The sequence below is a fragment of the Oceanobacillus locisalsi genome (genome assembly GCF_042675985.1).
Classification (GTDB): domain Bacteria; phylum Bacillota; class Bacilli; order Bacillales; family Amphibacillaceae; genus Oceanobacillus; species Oceanobacillus locisalsi.
In genome coordinates this window covers 33,343-58,834 of the sequence record NZ_JBHTKK010000022.1, presented here as the reverse complement: position 1 = coordinate 58,834, position 25,492 = coordinate 33,343, and the positions used below count along the sequence as shown (strand labels likewise).

General features: G+C 39.6%; 26 protein-coding genes and 2 other annotated features. Of the genes, 8 read left to right on the top strand and 18 right to left on the bottom strand.

All coding sequences use genetic code 11. The annotated features are described in order from the left end of the window. Nucleotides 1–36: 36 nt before the first annotated feature. The 7 genes from sspI (at nucleotide 37) to ACFQ19_RS15665 (ending at nucleotide 8,141) form a co-directional block, all read left to right on the top strand. Nucleotides 37–255: a small acid-soluble spore protein SspI gene (gene sspI, locus ACFQ19_RS15695; RefSeq protein WP_379593560.1), complete on the top strand. Its 219-nt coding sequence runs from the start codon at nucleotides 37–39 to the stop codon at nucleotides 253–255. Nucleotides 256–1,452: 1,197 nt separating this feature from the next. After that, nucleotides 1,453–3,051 (top strand): hypothetical protein, encoded by a 1,599-nt coding sequence (locus ACFQ19_RS15690; RefSeq protein ID WP_379593558.1) that lies wholly within the window; start codon nucleotides 1,453–1,455, stop codon nucleotides 3,049–3,051. 47 nt (nucleotides 3,052–3,098) lie between these two features. Continuing rightward, nucleotides 3,099–4,322 carry an ABC transporter permease gene (locus ACFQ19_RS15685; RefSeq protein WP_379593556.1) on the top strand — a complete coding sequence of 408 codons (1,224 nt, stop codon included), beginning with the start codon at nucleotides 3,099–3,101 and terminating at the stop codon, nucleotides 4,320–4,322. Then, nucleotides 4,319–5,464: an ABC transporter permease gene (locus tag ACFQ19_RS15680; protein WP_379593555.1), complete on the top strand. Its 1,146-nt coding sequence runs from the start codon at nucleotides 4,319–4,321 to the stop codon at nucleotides 5,462–5,464. The genes ACFQ19_RS15685 and ACFQ19_RS15680 overlap by 4 nt, the downstream gene beginning before the upstream one ends. Then, a complete protein-coding gene (locus ACFQ19_RS15675) occupies nucleotides 5,448–6,122 on the top strand; it encodes an ABC transporter ATP-binding protein (RefSeq protein WP_379593554.1) in 675 nt (224 codons plus the stop codon). The genes ACFQ19_RS15680 and ACFQ19_RS15675 overlap by 17 nt, the downstream gene beginning before the upstream one ends. 118 nt (nucleotides 6,123–6,240) lie before the next feature. Further along, nucleotides 6,241–6,873 carry a lytic transglycosylase domain-containing protein gene (locus ACFQ19_RS15670; RefSeq protein ID WP_379593553.1) on the top strand — a complete coding sequence of 211 codons (633 nt, stop codon included), beginning with the start codon at nucleotides 6,241–6,243 and terminating at the stop codon, nucleotides 6,871–6,873. Between the two features lie 116 nt (nucleotides 6,874–6,989). Next, nucleotides 6,990–8,141, top strand: a complete 1,152-nt coding sequence (locus tag ACFQ19_RS15665) for a glycerate kinase (protein ID WP_379593552.1) — start codon at nucleotides 6,990–6,992, stop codon at nucleotides 8,139–8,141. A 51-nt stretch (nucleotides 8,142–8,192) separates the two neighbouring features. Here ACFQ19_RS15665 and ACFQ19_RS15660 read toward each other — a convergent pair whose 3' ends face one another. The 3 genes from ACFQ19_RS15660 to ACFQ19_RS15650 form a co-directional block, all read right to left on the bottom strand. Beyond that, nucleotides 8,193–9,176 carry a ring-cleaving dioxygenase gene (locus ACFQ19_RS15660; protein ID WP_379593551.1) on the bottom strand — a complete coding sequence of 328 codons (984 nt, stop codon included), beginning with the start codon at nucleotides 9,174–9,176 and terminating at the stop codon, nucleotides 8,193–8,195. 146 nt (nucleotides 9,177–9,322) lie between these two features. Continuing rightward, a complete protein-coding gene (locus tag ACFQ19_RS15655; RefSeq protein WP_379593549.1) occupies nucleotides 9,323–10,408 on the bottom strand; it encodes a M42 family metallopeptidase in 1,086 nt (361 codons plus the stop codon). Nucleotides 10,409–10,435: 27 nt separating this feature from the next. Then, on the bottom strand, nucleotides 10,436–10,927 hold the full coding sequence (locus ACFQ19_RS15650; protein ID WP_379593548.1) for a dUTP diphosphatase: 492 nt from the start codon (nucleotides 10,925–10,927) through the stop codon (nucleotides 10,436–10,438). Nucleotides 10,928–11,189: 262 nt separating this feature from the next. Here ACFQ19_RS15650 and ACFQ19_RS15645 point away from each other — a divergent pair, with 262 nt between their 5' ends. Next, a complete protein-coding gene (locus ACFQ19_RS15645) occupies nucleotides 11,190–11,588 on the top strand; it encodes a sigma-w pathway protein ysdB (RefSeq protein WP_379593546.1) in 399 nt (132 codons plus the stop codon). 25 nt (nucleotides 11,589–11,613) lie between these two features. Here ACFQ19_RS15645 and ACFQ19_RS15640 read toward each other — a convergent pair whose 3' ends face one another. The 15 genes from ACFQ19_RS15640 to mutM form a co-directional block, all read right to left on the bottom strand. Then, nucleotides 11,614–11,907 carry a TIGR04104 family putative zinc finger protein gene (locus tag ACFQ19_RS15640; protein ID WP_379593545.1) on the bottom strand — a complete coding sequence of 98 codons (294 nt, stop codon included), beginning with the start codon at nucleotides 11,905–11,907 and terminating at the stop codon, nucleotides 11,614–11,616. Nucleotides 11,908–11,965: 58 nt separating this feature from the next. Further along, nucleotides 11,966–12,598 carry a TVP38/TMEM64 family protein gene (locus tag ACFQ19_RS15635; protein ID WP_379593544.1) on the bottom strand — a complete coding sequence of 211 codons (633 nt, stop codon included), beginning with the start codon at nucleotides 12,596–12,598 and terminating at the stop codon, nucleotides 11,966–11,968. A gap of 93 nt (nucleotides 12,599–12,691) precedes the next feature. Next, nucleotides 12,692–13,000 carry a DUF1294 domain-containing protein gene (locus ACFQ19_RS15630; RefSeq protein WP_379593543.1) on the bottom strand — a complete coding sequence of 103 codons (309 nt, stop codon included), beginning with the start codon at nucleotides 12,998–13,000 and terminating at the stop codon, nucleotides 12,692–12,694. A gap of 130 nt (nucleotides 13,001–13,130) precedes the next feature. Further along, nucleotides 13,131–13,487: a 50S ribosomal protein L20 gene (rplT, locus tag ACFQ19_RS15625; protein WP_379593542.1), complete on the bottom strand. Its 357-nt coding sequence runs from the start codon at nucleotides 13,485–13,487 to the stop codon at nucleotides 13,131–13,133. A 35-nt stretch (nucleotides 13,488–13,522) separates the two neighbouring features. Beyond that, the gene (gene rpmI / locus ACFQ19_RS15620; protein WP_379593540.1) at nucleotides 13,523–13,720 is read right to left on the bottom strand and encodes a 50S ribosomal protein L35; all 198 of its coding nucleotides are present in this window, start codon (nucleotides 13,718–13,720) and stop codon (nucleotides 13,523–13,525) included. Between the two features lie 31 nt (nucleotides 13,721–13,751). After that, nucleotides 13,752–14,258 (bottom strand): translation initiation factor IF-3, encoded by a 507-nt coding sequence (gene infC, locus ACFQ19_RS15615; protein ID WP_379593539.1) that lies wholly within the window; start codon nucleotides 14,256–14,258, stop codon nucleotides 13,752–13,754. Between the two features lie 68 nt (nucleotides 14,259–14,326). Further along, nucleotides 14,327–14,460: a sequence feature (ribosomal protein L20 leader region), on the bottom strand. Between the two features lie 248 nt (nucleotides 14,461–14,708). Then, complete coding sequence (thrS, locus tag ACFQ19_RS15610; protein ID WP_379593538.1) at nucleotides 14,709–16,643, bottom strand: threonine--tRNA ligase; 1,935 nt, start codon at nucleotides 16,641–16,643, stop codon at nucleotides 14,709–14,711. A gap of 54 nt (nucleotides 16,644–16,697) precedes the next feature. After that, nucleotides 16,698–16,928: a binding site (T-box leader), on the bottom strand. Nucleotides 16,929–16,986: 58 nt separating this feature from the next. Further along, a complete protein-coding gene (ytxC, locus tag ACFQ19_RS15605; RefSeq protein WP_379593579.1) occupies nucleotides 16,987–17,823 on the bottom strand; it encodes a sporulation protein YtxC in 837 nt (278 codons plus the stop codon). A 1,255-nt stretch (nucleotides 17,824–19,078) separates the two neighbouring features. After that, complete coding sequence (gene dnaI, locus ACFQ19_RS15600) at nucleotides 19,079–20,008, bottom strand: primosomal protein DnaI (protein WP_379593537.1); 930 nt, start codon at nucleotides 20,006–20,008, stop codon at nucleotides 19,079–19,081. A 50-nt stretch (nucleotides 20,009–20,058) separates the two neighbouring features. Further along, on the bottom strand, nucleotides 20,059–21,387 hold the full coding sequence (locus ACFQ19_RS15595; RefSeq protein WP_379593536.1) for a replication initiation and membrane attachment family protein: 1,329 nt from the start codon (nucleotides 21,385–21,387) through the stop codon (nucleotides 20,059–20,061). Nucleotides 21,388–21,408: 21 nt separating this feature from the next. Continuing rightward, nucleotides 21,409–21,882 (bottom strand): transcriptional regulator NrdR, encoded by a 474-nt coding sequence (gene nrdR, locus ACFQ19_RS15590; protein ID WP_379593535.1) that lies wholly within the window; start codon nucleotides 21,880–21,882, stop codon nucleotides 21,409–21,411. 16 nt (nucleotides 21,883–21,898) lie between these two features. Further along, the gene (locus ACFQ19_RS15585; RefSeq protein ID WP_379593534.1) at nucleotides 21,899–22,285 is read right to left on the bottom strand and encodes a cytosolic protein; all 387 of its coding nucleotides are present in this window, start codon (nucleotides 22,283–22,285) and stop codon (nucleotides 21,899–21,901) included. 557 nt (nucleotides 22,286–22,842) lie between these two features. Further along, nucleotides 22,843–23,874 carry a glyceraldehyde-3-phosphate dehydrogenase gene (locus tag ACFQ19_RS15580; RefSeq protein ID WP_379593533.1) on the bottom strand — a complete coding sequence of 344 codons (1,032 nt, stop codon included), beginning with the start codon at nucleotides 23,872–23,874 and terminating at the stop codon, nucleotides 22,843–22,845. Between the two features lie 167 nt (nucleotides 23,875–24,041). Continuing rightward, nucleotides 24,042–24,644 (bottom strand): dephospho-CoA kinase, encoded by a 603-nt coding sequence (gene coaE, locus ACFQ19_RS15575; RefSeq protein WP_379593532.1) that lies wholly within the window; start codon nucleotides 24,642–24,644, stop codon nucleotides 24,042–24,044. After that, nucleotides 24,641–25,483: a DNA-formamidopyrimidine glycosylase gene (mutM, locus tag ACFQ19_RS15570; protein ID WP_379593530.1), complete on the bottom strand. Its 843-nt coding sequence runs from the start codon at nucleotides 25,481–25,483 to the stop codon at nucleotides 24,641–24,643. Before mutM ends, coaE begins: the two co-directional genes overlap by 4 nt. Nucleotides 25,484–25,492: the final 9 nt, after the last annotated feature.

The window sequence follows — 25,492 nt, the reverse complement described above, 5'->3', positions numbered from 1 at the left end:
CTACTTTTAATATCACAAATGAAGGAGTGAATAAGCATGGATTTAAATATCCGCAAAGCAATTTACGCAAATATATCGAACAATGACCAAGAACAATTAGAAGCAACCATTATAGATGCAATCAATAATGGAGAAGAAAAAATGCTGCCGGGTCTCGGCGTTCTTTTTGAACTGATTTGGAATCATTCCGATGAAAACGAAAAACAAGAAATGATATCCTCTTTAGAAACCGGCGTCCGTAACGACTTATCCTGACACCACCAAATAAATGCTTATATATAAATTGAAATTAATAAACCTGTCTTTTATGTTTAAACAATCAAGTCATTTTTTAGGATTAAGCAAAGTAACTAGCAGCGGTTTTGATGGAACGAGTTAGCGCAGCAACGGTTTTAATAGACCGAGTAATCGCAGGTCTCAATATTGTCAGGGTAATATAACCGCTGCGGCGGACCGTTTTGCTTTCCTAGGGGCACGCTCTTCAGCTACAAGCGTCAAAAACTAGACAACTTCCCGAGAGCGCCCTACGATAAGTCATCATCCGTTCGTAAACTCACGGTGATTCCTTTATCTCAGTTGCTTCGGTCCAGTTGTTACGTTTTTAAACGACGCTTTCCGCTTTCCTTTCAGGAGTCAAAACGGTCCCCCTCCGCTAGTGGGATGTTCTATACATGAAATAGTTGAACAAATAAAATCATTTAACTTCATTAGGATGTTATGTCTTCCAAATGCTGTAAGATTCTATTAGAGCACAGGCCAACCACGTAGGCTCCTAAGTGGTTGGCAGGCTAAAACCGTGACTCCTGGGGTTACGCTTACTCACACCATCGAAAAGAGTTGTGCATCGCAGGGCGAGCTAAAGATCCATTTGAAAAGCGGTTTTTTTCAAGTTAGCTGAAGCCGTCCCGAAAGCGTAGTGTTTTTCCGTAGCGAGTGTCAGAAAGTAAAATATTAATTTCAATTTATATAGTTGAATATGAAAAACATGTCCGCTTCCTGCATAGAACGGGCATGTTTTTTATGTTCTCCCATACTCTTCAAAAAGGACAACAACGCCTGACAAAGGCTTGTCCTTTTTTAAATTCGACAAATTTAGCAAATATTGAAACCTTTTATGAACTAGCTTCGTACCATATAGTAGAATAAAAGAAAGCAAGTTTTGTCAAATATTCTGTCACTTCCTGTTTATTCTTACTTTAAAAGGGGTATAGGTCATTGAGCTTAGCCGTAGGGAGTAAGTTTTGAAACGGTTTGACTACATGTTTCATTAATGTTATAACGAATTAGTGCCGTTTTCCACACTATAAATTTATGATTCTAATTCTCAGCTAAGGAATATAATATATAGTGTGCACAAAACAGCAGCCTGGCAAAACTACATATGCTAAGCTTTTATCAATCATTCTGAAATGTGCAAATTGCGCAAAATCAACTTTAGAAAGGAGCATGACATTGGCGGAGAATAATGGAGAACAACCAAAGAAAAAAGGTCTATCAAAAGGAATTATTGCAATTATTATTGCCGTAATCGTACTTGCAGGTGGAGGTGCAGCAGCATTCTTCCTGACAGCAACCTCTCCAAAAGCAACGTTTTTCCAAGCTGAGAAAAATTCCGTGGAACAACTTCAAACATTTGCAGAAACAAGATATGAGGGTGAATTTGATTGGTATGAACAATCTATGGAAAACCCTATTTCACAAAATGCAACACTCGGTTTAAACTTGGAAGGACTTGAAAATGAAAATTATATTGATCCGCAAATTGCAGCTATGCTGTCCAATGCAGAGCTTACATTAGATACGGAGACAGATATGCAGAACCAACAGGCATACATGGGCTTATCCGTTAATGCAGCAGGAATGAATTTAGATGGCATCGGCGGCTATGTGGAAGGATCTGATTTGTATGCAGAACTTCCATTTCTGGAAGAAGTACTTCAAATTTCGGATGAGGATGTCGGCAGTGTATTAGCTGAACTAGATCCTTACACATTTACTGGCAATGAACAGATTGGTATGGAAGAGCTGTTTTTCGAGAATAACGGCCAGTTGTTAACAGAAGAAGAAAAAGAATACCTCCAGGATGAATATCTCATGTTTGTTTATGACGAACTTCCTGATGAAGCTTTTGAAAGTGAAAATGAAGACGTTGACGTAAATGGGGAATCAATTAGTGCTGAGAAAATAACGATGAACCTTTCCGAAGACGAATTTAAATCTGTGATCACTTCTGTTTTGGAAAAAATGAAGGATGACGAAGAGTTTCAAGAAATTTTAAGAAATCAATTTGAACGTTCTGCCAGCGCCCCTCTTCAAGATCCAGAGGTAATGCAGCAGCAGATTGATACCATGTTTGCAGAATTTGATACGGCGATCGACCAAGGTATTGAAGGAGTTGAAAACTTCCAATTCCCTGACGGCGTTCAATCTACACTTTGGGTATCCGATGATAAAGTTGTCCAGCGTGAATTAATTACCAGCCTGGCACCGGAAGGCGAAGAACCGCTTACGGTCAATTTATCCGGCGGACAATTATTGAATGATGACCAAATTTATTTCGACCATACATTAACAGTGGGCGATGAAAATACAGAAGCAAACATTGGATTCAATGGTGATTTCCAAGGTACCGGAGAATCTGTTACCGATAATGCAAACCTTACCTTTGCATTAGATGATGGTGCTGCTCCTGTACAATTCGATGCTACGTATACAGGAGATGAAACATTAGACGGGTCCACCCGCGACTTTGACCGTCAATTTGAATTCACAGTAGATAACGAAACTGTTAATCTTGGCTGGACTGGTGACTCTACCTATGAAGGTGACCAAATGAGCGCAAACAATAATATTGCATTCAGTTTCCCTGGTTACGTTGATAATGTTTCCATGGATGTACATTCAGAAGGAGCTGTCATTGACGCTGTAGAAGGTGTAGATACTTCTAATGTCGTAGATCTTGGTGCTATGTCTGCAGAAGAACTGCAGCAATATTTCCAAGGTGACTTTAACAGTCAATTCCAGCAATGGTTAATGGAATTTGCAATGTAAGCTGAATCGAAATGGATTGATTTAGAAAGAAAAGAGTGTGCATAATCATGATTTTTATGAAGCAGACTGGGCTTTTTATCAAAAATCATATACGGCAGCTTAAGAGGAAGTGGTATTCACTTCCTCTTCTTTTCATATTTCCCCTTGCATTAGCGGGATTGATGATGGTAATTGTTGTCAGTTTTTTTGCCCAGGATGAAAACGAACCCATCCAATTGGGGCTCGTTGATTTAGACCGTTCAACAGAAACAGACATAATGGTTCAGATATTAGAACAATCCTCTGGTTTTATCGATTTTTTAGAAGTGAATCAGTTATCCGAGGAAGAAGCAGCTGAACAGATTGAATTAAATCAATTAAGTACATATATCGCTTTTCCGCAAAACTTTATCCAGAATTTATATCAGGGACATTCTGTCGAGGTGCCCATTGTCGGTAATAGAAACCAGCAGCTGGAAAGCTACATGATGAACGAAACATTGCAAAGTGTCGTCCGGCACATCCGTTCTTCGCAAGCCAATATTCTGGCAATCAACGAATATGCCAGACAGTTTCAAATGGATGATGAAGAAAGAAATGATTTTGTTTTTGAACAATTCCAGGATTTTCTGATGTATACAGTCGGCAGAGATCAGGTTATCAGGGAAAGAACTTTGTCCAATCAGGCAAGCTCCTCCCCTATTGCTTATTTCAGCTTGGGAGGCTGGTTTATCATCAGCAGTCTTTGGCTTTTTTCATTATATTATTTTTTTACAAAAGAAAATCCGCCGTTAATCAGCAGACGTATCCGGTTATACGGAGCCACCAGACTCAGGCAAATGCTTGCTAAAATCATTGTCACGCTTGTGCTGTCACTTATTTTGGCCAGCTCTTCCTTTTTTGTATTGCTTCATTTTCTCGATGTGCAGCTGAATCAGGAAAATATAATGCGTTCGCTGCTACTTATTGCTATTTATCAAGTTGGTTTCATTATTTCGTTAGCTGTTTTGGAAACACTTATTTCCTCATTAAAAATGAGGCTGCTTTGGCAAATCCTGTTTATAGCCATCATTATTTTAGGCAGCGGTGCTATCATACCGGCACTTTACTTGCCATCGGCCGTTCAGGATTATCTCCCCTACTCTTATGCTTATAACAGCCTTTATTGGCTCCAAGAAATCATACTTAATCAAAGGCATTATGCTGAATACACTTCCAGCCTGCTGATTGTTGGGGCGCTGATTTTTGTACTGCTGGGACTATTAAGCTGGAAGGAGAAGAGAGACATATGATGGATATAATACAAACACGCTGGCTGCATATAAAAAAACAGCTTCTGTCCGTTTTGTTTTGGGCGGTCTTCCCTCTTCTCTTCACATGGCTGCTTATATCCGGGACAGAGATTGTACAAGATCAAAGCTCGATTCCAGTCGGTGTCATGTTAGAAGAAGAATCTGAGTTGGCTGTACAATTAAAGGAAAAACTGGATTCCTCTGAATTTATTCGTGTGGTGGACATCGATAACGAAACAGAAATGAGGCAAATGGTCGCTACCCACGAATTGGACAGTGCTTTTGTTATTCAAGAAGGATATGCAGATGCGATTCAGGCCGGCCAGCGAAATCAATTAGTTACCAGTTACCGGACAGATTTATCGATGGGATACACACCTGTAGTGGAAATGATAGCTTCCTTTGTACAGGAAGACAGCGGAAAATCCAGGGCAGCGTACACCGTTATGAACCTGGGAGAAGCGTTAAATCGTTCTTCCATTCCATCGTATGACGAGATAATTAATGAAATTCATGCTATCGAAGCAAGTGAGAATTTAATATTTACCGATTTTTACCTACTTGGAGAAGAAACACAAGATGATACAGGATTTTCTTTATTTCAAAACCCTTGGGGCTTATGGTCTCTATTCACACTTTTATCTACTTTCTTCTTGTTTGATTGGCTGATAAAAGAAAAAAATGCCCTTGCCCGCATCCGCTTTACATTTAACCGTTTTTCTTTTCAAACATATTTATTGTATACCCTGCTTCTATACAGTTTCGGTTTATTTGTATTAGATATGCTGACATGGGGAGCTTTTTCAATTTTATATAACGAGAGTTTCAGTATACCGCAATGGGGATACCTCGTCAGCTTTCGCTTAACGATTTGCATGTTTGTCTTTTTGATCGGGTTAGCTTTTAATAAACAGCTGCCCTACTATATAACTGCTGTTCTTATTGTGTTAGTAACAGCAATTATCAGCGGTATTATTTTACCAATGGATGGTATTTATGAAAATTATCCATGGGTTGCTGCGTTAAATCCTCTAAGACAGGTTGTTTACGAAGAAGCATGGAGCGGCTGGACATTCTTGGCACCCATTTGCCTTATCATCTGGTATGTGAAAGGAGTTTTCAAAGATGCAGCTGCAAATTGATCATATATCTAAATTATTTGGAAAAAAGAAAGTGCTCGAAAATATATCTTTTGAAGTTCAGTCTGGAGATATTATTGGATTGGTCGGAGAAAACGGTGCAGGCAAATCTTCGCTGCTGCATATTTTAGCAACGATTTCCAAGGCGAATACAGGAACCATTCGTTTAGGAAAATGGATATATGGGAAAAATCGCAAACAGATTCGCAGACTGGTCGGTTTTGTTCCCCAAGATATTGCTTTATGGGAAGATATGACGGTGGAGGAAAATATGATTTTCTTTGAGAAACTTTCTTGGGTAAACCGTTCCAAACAGGAGTTGAAACAACTCTGCGAAGATATGGCGTTATTCAAATGGAAAGAACCTGTGCATACACTTTCCGGCGGGATGAAACGCAAATTAAACCTGGCAATCAGTTTAATTCATGATCCGGAATTACTCTTGCTGGATGAACCGACAGTAGGTATTGATTTACGTTCCAAGAAAGAAATTGCCGAATATCTGAAACAAAAAGCTCAAGTTGACAATAAAATGATTATGTATACCTCGCATGACATGGAAGAAATTCAAAGTATCTGCGATGCTGTTATCTGCATAGGAAACGACCCATTCTATGAAAATTTATTACGGGAAAGAAACATGAAAATTATTTCTTTCTAATATTGCCTAAAGGATATAAAACAGATAGAATAATAGTAATTCATGGTAATGGACGCTATTTTAGGTTGTATACACGGATGATATATCTACTTTTAGTGATGATGGATGGTGAAAATCAATGGAAATAAATACGAATCAACGATTGAATCCCGCAGACACGTTAGGAATGGCGTCTCCTTCAGGGAGTATCCCCGAAGAAAATAATGGTTTTGGCAACAAATCCTTTCAGCAGCTGTTATTAGAGCGAATTCGGGAAGCGGAAGAACGTACGGCGCAGGATTTCGGATCCAATGTTCAGAAAGCCGCTTTTGTTTCCTCTCCTGCAGCACAAGCCCCTGCTCCGGCTGCTGACAATCAATCTGCGCATGAAAGCAGAGGAAATTACCAAAATATCATTGGAGAAATGGCAGATAAATACAATGTCAATGAACGGTTAATCCAGGCTGTTATTCAGCAGGAATCCAATTTTAATCCTAACGCAAGCAGCCATGCTGGAGCGCAAGGATTAATGCAATTGATGCCGGGAACAGCTGCAGGTTTAGGAGTGACAAATTCCTTTGACCCCCGCCAAAATATTGAAGGCGGCACGAAATACTTAAGCCAGATGTTGAACAAATATAACGGAAATACAGAATTAGCTTTAGCAGCTTACAATGCAGGTCCCGGGAATGTAGATAAACATCAGGGCATCCCCCCTTTTCAAGAAACAACAGATTATGTATCTAAAATAATGAATACATACCGCGCCTGATGATGGATGGATGCGTTGATATTGCATAGCTGAAATATAATAGTAAGGGATCCGCTTTTTATAGATTCCTTACTATTTTTAGTTTTTACATCATATAAAGAATGGAGTTGACTTTCTTGCAGCAGAAAAAAATAATCATTGCACCAGATTCTTTTAAAGAAAGTATGACAGCAAAACAAGCAGCAGAAGCAATTGCCAGAGGTTTCCGTCAGGTTTTTTCTGATGAAATCGACCTGGAGATTATCCCGATGGCAGATGGCGGAGAAGGCACTACACAATCCTTGGCGGATGCCTTACAGGGAAGCCTTCATCATCATACGGTCACCAATCCGGTTGGAGAACCCGTCAAAGCTGCCTATGCCATATCTGGAGATCATTCGACGGCGATCATAGAAGCCGCAGCAGCTTCCGGTCTGGAATTAATACAACCTCATCAAAGAAACCCGATGCTTGCAACAAGTTACGGAACTGGAGAATTAATTCAAGCAGCGTTGGAACAAGGTGTTTCCAAAATTATTCTTGGAATTGGCGGAAGCGCTACCAATGATGGCGGTGCAGGTATGCTGGAAGCGCTGGGTGCTGTATTCTATCATCATAACGGAGAGAAATTAAATCGTGGCGGCGGACATTTGATTCATCTCAACCATATTGATGCCTCCCAGTTAGATGCCCGGTTGAACAATGTAGAAATCGTTGTCGCCTGTGATGTTGATAATCCCCTTTTAGGAGAAAACGGAGCAAGTGCCGTATATGGTCCGCAAAAAGGAGCAAGTGAAGAAATGGTAGATCAACTGGATCAGGCATTAAGTCATTTTCATGATGTGCAGGAAAACATAACCCGTCAATCAGTTAAAGATATTCCCGGCTCTGGTGCTGCCGGCGGTCTGGGAGCGGCTTTTCTGGCCTTTTTCAATGCAAAGCTGGAACCAGGGATTAATATTGTTTTGAAAGAAACACATTTTTACGAACGTGCGTCCGAAGCAGATCTTGTTATTACCGGTGAAGGAAAAATCGATGAGCAAACCATTTATGGAAAAACACCGGTCGGCGTTGCCAAAGCGGCGAAACAAAACAATACTCCTGTCATTGCAATATGCGGTACATTGGGGCAGAATTATGAAAAAGTATATGACCATGGCATCGATGCAACGTTCAGCATGATGCAGTCTCCTTGCACGTTAAAAGATGCGTTAGAAAATGGACCCCGCTATCTGGAAGGACTGGCAATAAATATCGCTAAAATACTTCGTCTGCAACATACCTTTTAAAATACGTAAAAAGATTCGTTTATCTATTAACGATAAACGAATCTTTTTATCTTACTCGTATTCTTTTTCTATGGTTTTATTGCTGCGGACAGTGTCAATTTCTCTTACCTGGCTTTCAATTTGTTCGCGCTGCGGTTCAAGAAATGGCGGCAATGCCAATTTCTCCCCTACTGTCTCATATGGCTCATCTTCCATAAACCCAGGACCAGCTGTCGCTATTTCAAATAATACTTGCGGTGCAACCGGTGTATACAATGAACCAAAATAGAAACGCTCTACGAACCCGGAAGTTCGAAAACCAAATTCTTCAATTCTTTGCTGCCAAGCATCCAAGTCTTCCCGTTTATCTACACATAGCGCCGCATGATGCACCGTACCATACCCTTGTCTGGCAGGTGGTAATGATTCATTATGTTCTACAATAATCCGGGCGCCATTTCCTCCTTCATCTATCTCAAACAGATGGAAAGCTCCGTCGCTCGTAATTTCATGGTACATAAATACTTTTTCCAACACTTGTTTGAAAAAGCTAAAATCAGCGACACGTACGACAACAGGACCAAGCCCGGTGATGCCATATTCTAATGGAATCGGCCCATTTTTCCATGGTGTTCCCGCCGTTCTGCCATTATTATTTTCATCAGAGACAAGCTGGTATTTTTGATCATCAAAATCGGCGAAAGATATCATTTTTACGTCAAATTGCTGTTCAATTCCTGAATGCGCAATGCCTAAGCGGTCAAAACGCTTCACCCAATATTCCAGTGCTGCATCACTCGGAACGCGTAAAGAGGTTTTATAGATTTCGTTTGTTCCATGCGTTCCCTTAGGAATTCCCGGAAAATCAAAGAAAGTCATATCTGTTCCGGCATTTCCTTCATCATCTGCAAAGAATAAATGATACGTATGAATATCATCTTGGTTGACGGTTTTCTTAACCAGCCGCATACCAAGTATATAAGTAAAAAATTCATAGTTCTTTTCTGCGCTGCTTGTTATTGCTGTAACGTGGTGCATTCCACGGATTGGATTCATTTATAAAACTCCCTTATATTTAATTCAATTATTTTTAATTAAATATAATTTATCACAGCTTTTGAAATCTGTCAATCATAGATGCTTTAAGCCAAAAAACGATGCATATGAAGACGTATCACATGCACCGTTTTTGTTTACCTATATTAAGTTTTAATCAGCGCGTCTACGGTTTCGCGATCTAATTTCTTTATGACAGCTGTCAATAACTTCACTGCATTTTCATAGTCATCACGATGCAGAATGCCTGCATGGGAATGAATATAACGGGTTGCAATGGTTACAGACAGAGATGGAACACCATTGCCAGCCATATGAATCGAACCAGAATCTGTACCGCCGCCTGCCATGGTTGTAAATTGGTAAGGAATATGATGCTCCTCTGCTGTATCTACTACAAGATCACGAAGTCCTTTATGTGAAACCATGGAAGCATCATACAGCACGATTTGCGGACCGTCTCCAAGCTTACTGTCCGCATCCTGTTTCGAAATCCCCGGCGTGTCGCCTGCAATCCCTACATCTACAGCAAAACCAATATCCGGCTGAATCAGATGAGAGGATGTTTTTGCTCCGCGTAATCCGACTTCTTCCTGAATGGTTCCGACACCATAGACAGAATTTGGATGCGCTTCCCCTTTCAGTTCTTTTAACACGTCGATAGCGATTGCTAAACCGATACGGTTATCCCAAGCTTTTGCCATCAGCATTTTTTCATTTTTTAGCGGAGTAAATTCAAAATACGGTACAATCGAATCGCCCGGCTTTACGCCAAATGATTCAGCTTCTTCTTTGCTTGTTGCACCAATATCTATAAACATATCTTTTATTTCATATGGTTTCTTTCTTGCTTCCGGACTGAGTACGTGCGGAGGTTTAGAACCGATAACTCCTGTTACATCGCCGTTTGATCCCATAATGGTAACACGCTGCGCAAGCATAACTTGATTCCACCAGCCGCCAGCTGTCTGGAAATAAAGAAAGCCGTTTTCATCAATTCGTGTCAACATCAGGCCAATTTCATCCAAGTGGCCGGCAACCATAATCTTCGGTCCATCCTCCTCTCCCGTTTTTTTAGCAATGGAACTGCCAAGATTATCGGTAGTAATCTCATCAGCGTAAGGCTTGATATACTTTTCAAATACGTCACGTACTTCTTTTTCATTACCCGGTATTCCTTTTGCATCTGTTAAATCTTTAAGCATGGTTAAGGTGTTATCTAACTGCTCCATGTTCGATACCTCTCCTTCAGAAATTTATTAATAGCCTTGATCTTGGCGTTGATAATTAATTTGGTTTTTCTCCCAATATGCTTGTTGAATATCTTTATCCGAAAATCCAAGCTGGTTAGCTAAATGCAGGCTCCAGCTGAATAAATCCTGATAATGTTGGTCTGTCGGATTTTCCCGGTACGTTATGGCTTTTTGATATACTTGATAAAAGCATTCGGATTCCGTAAGGGACGCTTCCATATCATTCTGTCCTTTTTCAAGATAAATAAAACCTTTCTCTATCCCGATGGACATTAAAAAATGCAGGACGTCTACGTATTCTTCTAAAATCACTTGCTGGCTATTCCTTGGTTTGGTACTCCAAAATTTAAAGCATCTCGTTTCATTTGCTAGTTCCCCAAGTTCTACGAGAAGCGCCAAATGTTTTTCCTGAAATAAATTGACCTCTGACAAATCATGATGGTTTTCTATATATGTATCCAATTGTTTTTGCATTTCAAATAGTTGTTTCCAATCCAATGCAATACCTCCCTTGTTCTGCTGTCTTCTATTTCATTTTATCACAGACATCTGCGAAAAGCTTTTTACAATACCTGTTCATATGGATTCTTGAATGGAAAAAGCAAACGGTGGCAGCATGCTTCTTACAACATAAGCTGCGGAAATTTACTGCTAAATAATAAACTTTCTACAAATTTTTATAAAAAATCGATTCTCCTGAAACTTTTTGGAGACTTATTCGTAACTAGTGGTAACAGGACGTTCTAAGGAGTAGATAATTATGGCCATCATTATCTTTCGCATATTATTAATCATTGCAATTGCATTGATTATTTATACATGGATTCAATATTTAAGAAACCCTGAGCGAAAACTGCGTATTTCACAGGAAAACCAGGAATTCTATTTATTGGACGAACAAAATAATAACAAAAAGAATTTCCAATTAACGTATAAAGGCTGTCTTTTCATCGGCGAAAAGTATTTAGGGACAACCGAAGACGCTTTTGAAGTAGTGGATATTCATGTGACCGTTAAAAACCCCCTGGAACTGCGCGGTTTAACAAGAGAAGATTTGTATTTTCTGGAACAGGAAATATTAATTCATTACCCGCATGCATCCATCACTTGGAAACATCCGATTAATGAACTTGTTATCACGCAAATCACAAAAGAATAACTATCCGGATTGGGATCGTTATTCTTTAAACAAAAGACTGTTCTTTATTAGTAAACCTATACCAGAACGGCAAGATAAAGAGTGTCATTAAGATAAGGATAAGAACTGCGGGAAATTTGATGTATAAGGAGATATCAGCTATCGTAATCAAGGGAATGACGATGATATACATGGGCAGTTCGATAAGAAGTATTTGAATGCGGCTTTTTTTTGTTAAAAATTGCTTATTCCCGCAGTTTGGACAGCGCAGTCTCCAATTCCAGACAAGCTCACGATATGTAAATGAATGAGCGCAATTCCAGCAAGATGGAAGTTTCATATTATTCACTACCTTTACTTTTTTCTTACATTTATACTAAAACAACCAGCTCTTAAACTCAAGAGCTGGTTGTTTTAGTTGGATGTAAAGGTTCCGGTAGTCCTCGATGTTCTCCGCGGGAAGATGGGGAAGCGAAAAATTCCTGCCACTGAATAATGATTTCTTTTCTTCTTAAAAGATATAAAGATGGAAGTAAGGCCATAATAAAAATAGCGATATATACTGGAGAGAGTTGAGAAATCCAACCACCGATACTTGTGTAGACAATTGCTAGAGGAATATTTGTTATCAAAGAAGAACTCGCGTATTTTTTAAAGGTTTGATTGGTTTCAATCAAACATAAAGATAATAAATGAAAATGAATAAATGGAACAAGCCGTAAAAGCGTAATTTGTGCCGTTGTCATTTCCGTATTTTTACCTAGCAGACGTTGTTTCAATATAATCAATTTATCAACCGATTTTGGCATCCAGCCTGCCATCACATAAAACAGCAAGCTCGCCATCGTTACCCCTATAATAGAATAAACACTTCCCGCTATTGGACCAAATAAAATGCCGCCAGAAATACAAATAAAGACAACTGGTAAGAATAACATCGGCCGAATGAGATGAAGAATAATAAATAACAGCGGAGAAAGCACACCGCCCATCTCAATAATCACCAGCAAATAATTCCCAACGTATTCCATGGCCATCCCTCCTCTGAGGAAGCTGGTGTTCCTTCTATTTACATATATATGTTTCAAGACGAGCTGTCTATGATAAAAGAATCGCTCCCTTTTTTACATGATTTCAGTCAGGAAATGGGTGATCTCCTCAGAAAAGAAAATGAATCCTGTAAAACAAACCAGATTAACAAGGATTAAAAACGGCATACCGATAGTAAAGCTGATATGTTTTGTTTTATGTCGAAATGCTTGCATACCGATATATACCCCGATGCTTCCCCCTAAAATAGCTAATAACCAAAATGTGCGTTCCGGAATGCGATAGGCATGTTGTTTTGCTTTTTGTTTATCTTTAAGCATTAAATAAAATCCGATGATATTTGCAATAAGTAAGTAAATAAGCCATGATGTTACGTTTTCCATTTCTTCCTCCTGATTTTATGATTAGCATATACCTCTTTATCATAAAGCAAGTTACTGGCTGCCGCAATGTCGAGAAAATGTAAGATAAAAAAAGATCGCTTCTTAATTAAAGAAACGATCTTTTTTTATCTTATTTTAAAGCATCTTTTGCTTGAGATACTAATTGTGTAAATGCTTGTTCGTCATTAACCGCTAAATCAGAAAGCATTTTACGATTAATATCAATACCAGCAAGTTTCAAACCGTGCATTAATTTGCTGTAAGAAATATCGTTCAAACGAGCAGCAGCATTAATACGGGAAATCCATAATTTACGGAAATCACGTTTTTTCTGTCTGCGGTCACGATAAGCATATTGACCTGATTTGATAACTTGTTGTTTTGCTTGTTTAAATAGCGTTCGTTTCGAACCATAATAACCTTTTGCTAATTTTAAGACGCGTTTACGACGACGACGCGTAACTGTTCCACCTTTAACACGTGGCATAAGAAATCCCTCCTGATTCAATTACATTTCTGATTTTATTCTTTTGGCAGCATTTGTTTAATACGTTTGTAGTCTCCGGAAGAAACAAGAGCACTTTTACGTAATTTACGTTTTTGCTTTTGAGATTTGTGTGCAAACATATGGCTAGTGTATGCATGTGATCTTTTTACATTTCCGGTTCCAGTTTTTCTGAAACGTTTAGCTGAACCTTTATGAGTTTTCATTTTAGGCATAATTTTTTCCTCCAGTCATTACAATAAAAACTTATTTTTTTTCATTTAATGGCGCGACCATCATAAACATATTCCGGCCTTCCATTTTTGGTTTTGTTTCTACTGAACCAATGTCCTTCACTTCTTCAGCGAAACGGTCCAATACTTCTTTCCCTAGTTCTTTATGGGTGATTGCACGACCGCGGAAGCGAACCGCAGCTTTTACTTTATCCCCTTTTTCCAAGAACTTACGCGCATTTTTTAGCTTCGTTTCAAAGTCATGGTCACCAATTCCAGGTGTAAAACGTACTTCCTTTACATTGATTACCTTTTGCTTTTTACGAGCTTCCTTCTCTTTCTTTTGCTGCTCAAAACGATATTTTCCGTAATCCATAATACGACATACCGGCGGTTTTGCGTTTGGAGCAACTAATACTAGATCAAGGTTGCGCTTTCCAGCAATATCCAATGCTTCATTACGAGATTTTACTCCTAACTGATCCCCATTTGAATCAATGAGACGAACTTCTCTTGCACGAATTTTTTCGTTAACATTCATATCCTTGCTAATAGCCAGCCACCTCCGAAATTTTGTTACTGATCTATCTGGACAAGTCATTTTTTCATTGCATAAAAAAAGTGTCGGTACATACTTGCACCCACACATCTCCTCATTCGTAAACATGAATCATGATGAACCAGTCAACTACCTGTTTATCAGGTGTCAATCAGGTGAGAAACGGGTGCTTCTACTTGTCTTTAGATCATATCATTAACTTTTATAGTATAGCATTTCACCAATATCTTGTCAAGACCTGGATGTTTTTGTTTGAAACAACTATTGCATCATAGCATGGTTATTTAAGTGTGTCAATACTATTTGCAAAACATATCATAAAAATTAGCTTATTCAGGAAAAATTACCGCCCTGCATCTGCCCTTTCTTAATAAACGAAAAGGCTATTTTCACAATACATGCGAATAGCCTTTTCGAGGAATACCAGCTGTTTTATTTCTTCTGATCAATTTCTCCTTTGATAAAATCGACAAATTGATTGAACTCCAGGGTTTCTGTATCTTGTTCGCCATAACGACGATAGTTCACGCCGCCGGATTCCATTTCTTTATCACCTAAAACAAGTGCAAATGGAACCTTTTGCGTCTGTGCTTCCCGTATTTTATAGCCCAGTTTTTCATCACGGCTGTCTAATTCTACCCGGATGCCTTCCAGCCGCAGTTTTTCTTCTACTTCTTTGGCATAATCCAGATGCGCTTGTAAAGATACCGGAATGATTTTAGCTTGTACCGGAGCAAGCCATGTTGGAAAGGCACCTTTATATTCTTCAATCAGAAATGCAACAAAGCGCTCCATCGTAGACACTACGCCGCGGTGAATCACAACCGGACGATGTTCTTTCCCGTCTTCTCCTACGTATGTTAAATCAAAACGTTCCGGTAAGTGGAAGTCTAATTGTACCGTAGATAATGTTTCATCTTTTCCTAATGCAGTTTTCACCTGCACGTCCAGTTTCGGACCATAGAAAGCAGCTTCTCCTTCTGCTTCTACATATTCCACGTTCATATCTTCCATGGTTTCTTTCAGCATTGCCTGCGCTTTATCCCACATTGCATCATTATCTACATATTTCTCTTTATCCTCTGGATCGCGATAAGAAAGCCTGAAATAATAGTCATCGATTCCAAAGTCTTTATAAACACGTTGAACCAGCTCTACCACACGAATGAATTCTTCTTTTAACTGATCCGGACGAGCAAAAATATGCGCATCATTCAAAGTCATTGCACGAACACGCTGCAGACCTGCAAGCGCCCCGCTCATCTCATGCCGATGCATCGTACCAAGTTCTGCAATCCGGACAGGCAGGTTACGGTAACTCCATAATTGATTTTTGAAAACCATCATATGGTGCGGACAGTTCATTGGACGTAATACAAGCTCTTCGTTATCCATTTCCATGATCGGGAACATATCATCCTGATAGTGATCCCAGTGCCCGCTCGTTTTATACAGATCCACGTTACCAAGTACTGGTGTATACACGTGGTCATAGCCTAAGCGTTCTTCGATATCAACAATATAACGTTCAATCGTACGACGGATTGTAGCACCTTTTGGTAACCATAACGGCAGACCTTGCCCTACTTTTTGCGAGACAGTGAAAATACCCAGTTCTTTACCAAGTTTACGATGGTCTCGTTCTTTACGTTCTTCTAAAATCTGCAGATGTTCTTCCAGTTGAGATTTTTTCTCAAATTCGGTTCCGTAAATACGCTGCAATTGTTTATTATTACTGTCTCCACGCCAATAAGCGCCGGAAATGCTTAATAATTTAAATGCTTTGATTTTACTTGTTGAAGGAACGTGTACCCCGCGGCACAAGTCAAAAAATTCTCCCTGCTCATAGATCGTTACCGTTTCGTCTTCCGGAATCGCATCCAGCAGTTCTAATTTAAGCTCATCGCCAATTTCTGCAAAACGGGCTTTTGCCTCATCCCGAGATGCTTCCACACGTTTGATTTCTAAATTTTCATCAATAATTTTCTTCATTTCTTTCTCAATTTTCGGCAGATCATCTGGTGTTAATGTATCTTCCATATCTATATCGTAATAAAAGCCCTCTTCAATGACAGGACCGACACCTAATTGAACATTCGGGTATAAACGTTTCACTGCCTGCGCTAATAAATGCGCAGTAGAGTGACGCGCAATCTCCAGTCCTTCCTCATTGCGGTACGTAATAATTTCAACCTTGCCGCCTTCCGAAAGCGGTCTGCGTAAATCAACAAGCTCTCCATCCAATTTAATGGCAAGTGCCTGCTTTTTTAATCCAGAGGAAATTGAAGCTGCAATATCTTCACCTGTTGTTCCTTCCGGGAAAGCTTTCTCCGCTCCATCTGGAAAAATAATTGTTAAATCAGCCATGTTCATCGTACTCCTTTATCAAATATAAAAAACGCCCAGTCGCTTTGCGTCATGCAAAGGGACGAGCGTTTTATGCCGTGGTTCCACCCTGATTTCTGAAGATAGACATATCCTCAGCTTCATTCATCGTTAACGCAGATAATACGTTACTGCCTACTCTGTTCATTTCAGCAGTAATGCTCCGAGGTGGTAATTATTTCTTTACGTAAGGAAGCTTACAGCCTCAAGGCTTCCCTCTCTAAGTACATAATCGGAAAATAATCTTGTCCTCATCTTTGCAATGTCATTTTCAAACTCTATCCGTATTATATTCCTTCTGCGTTTGAAAAGCAAGTCCAATACATTATTCTCCCCGGGAAAGAATAGAATTTCCTTTTCTTTCAAATACCACTCTTTCATGAAAAATATTGATGATTGTCATCGTCTTTGGATCAGCAGGATTATTTCCATAAACCTTTATTTTTGCCGGCGCCATAGCAATCAACGGACTTAAATTAAATTCATTATCATGCAAACCGAGTGCGTACAATGGCGCCTGAAACATCCACATACGCAGCATATCTTTTGAAATTGTTTCTCCTTTATCATTGTAAAAAGTAAAGTTTTCTCCCTGTTCGATATGCACCAGATCAACACAAGGCTCTTTTTTCTCGATATAGTGACGCAACGCATCCATGAATGCTTGATGATCCTCTTCCCGCTTAAATTCCTCAATTGCCTTGCCGACACACGCATGTACAAATTGTAAAAAACTTTCCAGTCGAAAACGTAATATAGCACTAAAATGAATGCTCGTATGTTCTTTTAATTGCTGAAAAAATAAATGCTGCAGGAGTTGGATGGTATCCACATGTTCCCGCAAAGATTGGTTATCCTCGTCTTTTTCAAATAAAATATCCATAGAAAAATCATAAATGCGGTTGATTTCATCCGGATCGGAGAAATAATAGCAATCGGTAATTTTACGAATAATCATGTCTGAAAGATGTTCTTCTATCAATACATTTGTCATCACAGAACTGATTATATGGATTAATTCTACCTTTGATATGTGACCTTCCAGTATTAATCTGCTGCTCCAAGTGTTCGTTTGTTGATGTACGCTGATTTGATTTCTATAGGGAATCAACTGATTACCAAAAGCTTGAGCTTCCTTATCCGTTTCAAAATACACTTCCATCAATACATATCACCCTCATCCACTTGCAAACTGTTACAATTATATGGACAAGGTTGGGGAAACATGCTTAAACTATGCAGACTAGCAAATTTGCTTGAAATGATATAAATATATTAACTCAACTTTCGTACTTTAAAAAGTAACTTCCATTCCATAGGAACAGGGACAGACAAAGGTGGGAAGGTAGAGTGTAAGGTGACCGCTGCGGCGGACCGTTTTGCTTTCCGACGTACAGGACGTACTAGTGCAGACGTTGCAACAACGGTTTTAATGGGGTGAGTAAGCGCAACCCCAGGACGTTGCGACTTTAGTCTGCCTAGGGGCACGCTCTTCATCTAACTTTTGCCAAGAAGATCGCTTGGCAAAAGGGCATCTTCAGATGGTGCTGATCCCTCGTCCAGCTACAAGCGTCAAAAACTAGACAACTTCCCGAGAGCGCCCTACGATAAAGAAGACTTAGCGATTGGCAAGCCGGCAGGCGCAGACAGAGCTAAAGTCGCACTTTCATCGACTAAGAACGGTCACGTCCTGTGACCAACGTCGATACTAGGACGTCGTGTCCGTCGTGCCCCGCGGGTGAAAGTCATCATCCGTTCGTAAACTCACGGTGATTCCTTTATCTCATAAGTGATGGAAGTTCGACCAAGGTCGAACCACCCCCAAAGATCGGGGGCGCAGTTGTTACGTTTTTAAACGACGCTTTCCGCTTTCCTTTCAGGAGCCAAAACGGTCCGCCTCCGCTAGCGGGGTGTTCTATGCATGAAATAGATAAACAAATAAATGTAGATCAGACAGAACACATTTTTCGTGGTGCATGGTAAAAAATGTTCAGCAATCATCCTTTTCTATGCATGCAAGCAATTATTTTATCTCACTTCATCAGGATGTTATTTCTTTCAAACGCTGTAGCATTCTATTAGAGCGCAGGCCAACCATGGAGACTCCTAAGTGGTTTGCAGGCTAAAAGCGTAACTCCTGGGGTTGGCTGCGCTTACTCGTCCCATCGAAGAGCTTTTGCGATTACTCACCCCATCAAAAACCGTTGTACAATCGGAAAGCGGAGGGCTTGGCCGGAGCGGTAGCTATACACCATACCTTGTTCAAAAGATAGAGAGCATGTTCATCCTAGTACAGCAAGGTTTATATGCTTATTCTTAGATGCGTAAGTTGAATTATTAAAAAATATTGACAGACAATGTAAAAAACCAAAAAATTCCCATTTGGCATGATAGGAATTTTTTGGAAAAGTATTTTTCTATTCGTCTCGTCTGTTTTTTCCGGTCATTTCCACGATATTACTTACCTGTTTAATCCGTTCAATAATCCGGCCGGCTTTTACTTCTTCCACGCCGTTTCTTGTGCTTGCCAGCTCTTTTTCCAGTTCACTTAAATTAAAGTTAGAAGAGAAAAAGACCGGAAGACCTTCCATCATACGGTACTGCAGAACAGATCCAAGCACCTCGTCCCGAAACCAGGCTGATTGTAATTCCGCACCGATATCATCCAGCATTAAAACATCCGCTTTTTTAAAGAAATCAATTTTTTCATTAAATGAATCATCTTTAAAAGATCCTTTTATTTCCCGTACAAACTCCGGCATATAAATCAATGTAGAAGAGTAGTGATGCTTTTTCAATTCGTTTGCTATCGCACCTAACAGATACGTCTTCCCGACACCAAAAGAGCCATGCAGAAATAATCCTTTCTTCGGCAACGCTGTTTTAGCTTCTTCCAAAAAGTTGAGAATGGCGCCGATAGCTGCAATTCTTGATTTATCCTGAATCACCTCTGACATTTTTGCTTCCAAAATTTCTTTTGGCATATACAGGCTTTGCAATAATTTCTGTTGTGCATCTTGTTGTTCCGCCTCGACGCGCAAATGGCATTTTTCATAGCTGAGTTTGATTTCATTTTTATCCATACTTAATAAGGGCGAGTATCCTTGAATGATATTCTGGCACTCTCCATAAGAAGCACAGCGATCACATTGTTTGGATTGTGACTTATATTCATATAATCGCATAAGATGTTTTTCAATATCGTGATCAGTCAGTTCCGGATGTTCACGCAAAAATGATTGTATAGAGGGATCGCTCAGAATTTCTTTTTTTATTCTGGTGTAATTGGTTTTGAAATTCTCATTTTTGTCCATCCAAGCTTTTAATTCTGATTGTATCGGTTTCACCAATCGACCCTCCTTTATATGTGTGAACTTCCAATTTTTTCTTCGTTTACTTAGCTTTCATTTAAATATTTTTGCAGCTTAGCTTCAATCTCCTGCTGCTCTTTTTCACTTACATTTGTATCAGCTGCTGTTTTGGATGATTTCTTTTTCCGTGTATTAAACCAGTCAGGAACAACTTCCTTCTTATAATTATTGTTATAATTATTCTTTTTCTGCGGTTTATTTTTGGCAGCTTTATATTTTTCCTGCTCCCGCTTGGCAAAATCCATCGCTTCTTTTGCTGTTTTTAATCCAACTCTTGACCAATGGCCAGCAATAGTTTCCATATAAGCTTTAGACAACTTCATATTTGATTGCAGCAATACATAGTGTATGAGTACATTCATGACTGGAGCTGGCAATCCTTGTTTTGTCATTACTTCACGAACAACTTTAATATCCTGTTCTGGAGCCCGGTTCCCGTCTGACAAATCCTCTAACAGTTGTTTTGGAGAAATTGTCTCCAGTTCGTGAATTAACTGCTCTTCTTTTGTAGAAGGTTTTTTCACTTCAGGCTGTACATCAGATGCGGCCATTTTGTCATTTAATTGAATCGTCTGTCCATTATTACGGGAAACAAACATATCATGGCATGCTGATTTAAATTCTTCCTCATTTAATTGATTATCCTCATCCAGTGCCCAGAAAAGTGCTTTTTCTATTTCTGCACTTTCTGCATCATATAATGTCTTCATCTGATAAATAAGTTTTTTATTTGCTGGATGTAACACATTTTCAACTGGAATAAACCGCTGGCGGAGTGATTGTTCTATCCAGGAAAAATCCATTACGTCTGACGCCATATGCTGCTCTTCCATTTCTATATGATTCCCGGCTGCAGATTTAGGTGGCGTTACCGTATCAAATACGTCATTAAAATCGGCAGTTACCTCTTCCCCATAAGGGTAGGTCTCCTTTGCATAACGTGTATGAAGGGCATGGTATTTCTGTTCTCCGATATGATGCAGTAACAGCTGGGACAACATAGCTTCTCTTAGAAACTGATCGGGGGAAAAAGGACGCTGTATCCGATACGTATAATAGTCTCTGCTTTCTTCCCGCCGTTTATAAGTCTTCAATAAACCGATAGCTTCCAATTTAATACGCGCGCGATAAATATCATCCAGCGACAGATTCAAATACGTCATTAACGTATGGTGCGTCTGTATTTGCCGGGTGTGATCCACCTCATAGAATAACGTATAATATAAAGATACGGCCTGAATCCCGATTAAAGGCTGGTAAAAATGTGTCAAAGAGGCATTGAAATCAATGGAAGGCTGTTCATCCATAACAACTTCGTACCCGTCAACAGGAAGAATTTTTCCGATTGCATTCATTCTGATCCATCCTTTTCGCTGTTATTCTTCCTCTGTCTGCTTGTCTGACTTAATAATCTCTTTCAGCTCGTCCAAAAATACAGTGATGTCTTTAAATTGACGGTATACAGAAGCAAACCTGACATACGATACTTCGTCCACTTCTGCCAGTCTTTCCATCACCATCTCGCCCACTGTATGACTGGATACTTCGGAATTTCCAGCATTTCGTAAATTCTTTTCCACTTCCAAAGCAATACTTTCTATTGTATCTACCGCTACTGGACGTTTCTCACAAGCTCTGATAATTCCTCTTGTCAACTTTTCTCTTGAAAATTCCTGGCGCATGCCGTCTTTTTTTACTACAATAAGCGGCACTTCTTCTATCCGTTCAAAAGTAGTAAAACGAAATCCGCACTTTTCACACTCCCTGCGTCTGCGTATGGCTGCTCCTTCTTCTATGGGGCGGGAATCTAACACTTTCGTATTTTTGTTGTTACAATTGGAACAACGCATTTCGTTCACTCCTATCTCAATTACCTTCCGTTTTTGGTAACTTTTGGTTTATATGCCGATATATTTTCTTGATTACCTTATCACTGTAACCAAAATCGATGCGGAAAGCAGTATCTGTCGTTACCGAAAAATCAAGTGCAGTTTGGTATGGCCGCACCATAATAACCGTAGCTATAATCAGAACATTTTTCCCTCGTTTACTTACTGCACTTATCTCCCCGCGCTGTTCCGAACGGGCATGAATGGAAAAACCAGGGTCCGCATTGAAAAATGCCTCCAGTTCCTCCATCACTGCATGCTTACTTGCTTTATAATACTTGGTTTTTAATTCATTATCTATATGATAATCGCTAGTTTCTGCATGATTATTAAAAAATCGTTTTATTCTATCTCCCAATGGCATGTACAAACACATCCTGATTGTATCGTTTTAGGTAAATCCGAAAAAACTCTATAATCTACTTCTATCTATACTATTTTAACATGATTTACGCATGTGAACTACTAGGGAATGTTAAAAGGCTGTAAAAGAATGCTCGCTTCAGCAGAATTTCACTTTCTCCTCTATTATGTAACTTAACTTTCGCACTTTAAAAAGTAACTTCTTTTCCGTACAGCTGTTGATAGAGGAGAAGGAAAAGTGTAAGATGACCGCTGCGGAGGACCGTTTTGCTTTCCAACGTACAACGGTTTTGATGGGGCGAGTAACCGCAGTCCCAGGACGTCGGAAAACGGAGGGCTTGGCCGGAGCGGTTGCTATACACCATACCCTGTTCAAAAAATAGAAGGACGCTGTAACGAAAAGCAAGCATGATAATAGAAATCATGTTCATCCTAGAACAGCAAGGTTTGTATGCTTATTCTCAGACGCGAAAATTGAGTATGTAAAAGGACAAGGGGTGAAAAATGTAAAAGTAGAGCCTGTGCGAGAAATCTCTCACACAGGCTCTTTCTGCTGTATTATGAGGTTAAGCTGACATTTTGTTCTAATCTGAAACCGACATAACTTACTAAATCGACAACGCGTTTGGAATAACCCCATTCATTATCATACCAGGCAATAATTTTTATCTTATTATTATCCATTACGATGGTGGAAAGCCCGTCTATGGTTGCAGAATAAGTGCTTGTTGTATAATCAATAGAAACTAAAGGTTCATCTGAATATTGAATAATGCCTCGCATACTTCCTTCTGCCGCCTGTTTGAAAATGGCGTTCACTTCTTCTTCCGTAACATCTTCTTCAATATCAATCACCAAATCCACCAAAGACACATTTGGTGTCGGCACGCGCAATGCCATCCCGTGTAATTTTCCTTTAAGACCAGGCATGACTTCTGCCAGCGCCTTGGCAGCACCGGTCGTAGTCGGAATAATAGATTGGGTGCAGCTTCTTGCCCGACGCAAGTCTTTATGCGGATTATCAATATTCTTCTGATCGTTTGTAAATGCGTGCACCGTCGTCATTAAGCCATTCTCTATAGTGAAATGATCATCAATCACTTTAACCACAGGAGCTAAACAATTTGTTGTACAAGATGCATTCGAGATAACATCATCTGCATCTGGATTATAATCATTTTCATTGACACCGATAACAATCGTTTTGTCGACTTCTTTTCCAGGAGCGGTAATCACTACTTTTTTCGCTCCTGCCTGCAAGTGACGCCCGGCTTCCTTTTTTGTTTTAAATTTACCGGTTGCTTCAACAACAATATCAATACCTAAGTCTTTCCAAGGCAATTTTTCAGGTTCTCTGGAATTGACCAGAAGAATTTCTTTCTGATTCACAATCAATTTGTCCGGTAACGCTTCCACATTACCTTGAAAAGGACCATGGACACTATCATATTTTATGAGATGAGCCAGCGTTTCCGACGGGTAACTTGCATTGATAGCTACAACGTCTAAATGATCCTCTTCCATTGCTTGACGAAAAACCATTCTGCCAATTCGACCAAAACCTGTTATTGCAATACGCGTCTTCTCCATAAGCACTTTATTCCTCCCAATAATGTTATACTTTTTATCTTTTGTTATAATTAGTATAACACAAACGCAAGAAAGTGTGTCATAAAATATTAAAAATGTAACCTAATTATTTTCTGCCAAAAAAACACCATCTTCACTTCAAAAAGTTCCGATGGTGTTTCTGCATGTTATTTAATTACTTCCCACTTTTTTAGTAAATCTGTGAATTGTGCTTTGCTTGCTTCTATCGTTCCGTTGTTATCAATCACTGCATCTGCAAGCCGGGCTTTTTCTGCAAGTGCCATTTGCGAAGTGATCCGATCCATCGCTTCCTGTTCACTCAACTGATTCCTTTCCATTAACCGTTTTAACTGTGTGTTTTCATCTACAAATACCACTAACGTTTTATCAGCCAAGGAAGTGAGTTTGCTTTCAAACAGCAAAGGAATATCCAGTACGACACATTTTTCTCCTTGGTTGATGTAGTCTTCTTTTTTCTTGAGCATTCGTTTACGCACAGCTGGATGGACAATTTGATTTAATTGTTCTCTTTTTTCTTCATTGGAAAAAACAATCGAACCGAGTTTCGGACGATCAATTGTGCCATCCGCCCTTACTATATCTTCACCAAACAGATCAACTACCTGCTGATAGGAAGCTTCTCCAGGTTCTACTACCTCTCTCGCTATCACATCCGCATCAATAACTGGAATATCGGATGCAGTAAACATTTGGGATATTGTACTTTTTCCGCTTGCAATGCCTCCAGTTAAGCCAATTACTAAACTCATACATCATTCACCTTTTGCGGCTGGCAATAAGGGCATACATGGGTCCCCCGTCCGCCGACCTTTATTTTTATAATTTCTTCTCCGCATGTTTTACACGGTTGTTTATCTTGACCATACACAAATAATACCTGTTGAAACATTCCCATATTTCCTTGGCTGTCTACATAACTGCGAATGGTTGTGCCGCCTGCCTCTACTGCTTCCTGTAGTGTTTCAATGGCGGCGTGGCGAATTGCTTCTGCTTCTGTTTTTGTCAGTTCATTGCACAGTGTCAGAGGATGGACCCCGGACCGGAATAATGTTTCATCCACATAGATATTCCCAAGCCCTGTCACCAGATGTTGATCCAAAAGCGCTGTTTTAATAAACCGCGATGATTTTTGTAACTTCTGGTAAAAATACTCTGTTGTAAAATCCTCCTCGAACGGTTCAGGCCCAAGAGCAAGCAAAGGAGCCTGTGTAAATTCTGTTCCTTTTGCTAACAGGTGCATCGTTCCAAACTTGCGAACATCGTTATAGTGTAATGATTCTCCGCCTTCTAAATGAAAGATAACATGTGTATGTTTGTCCATCTCTTCATCCGGCTGATGCAGACGATACTTTCCTTCCATTCTTAAATGAGACACAAGGACATAATCATCAAAATAAAACAACAGGAACTTTCCTTTTCTATTTATTTCTTGAAACGTTTGCCCCTCCAGCAGATGCTTAAAAATCTCGGCATCATCCGGCTGCTTTATCATATTTGCCCAAAAAACATCTACTTTTTCGATTGTTTTTCCCTGAACAAGTAATGTCAATGTCTCTTTTATGGTTTCTACTTCTGGTAATTCCGGCATTTCTTCTTC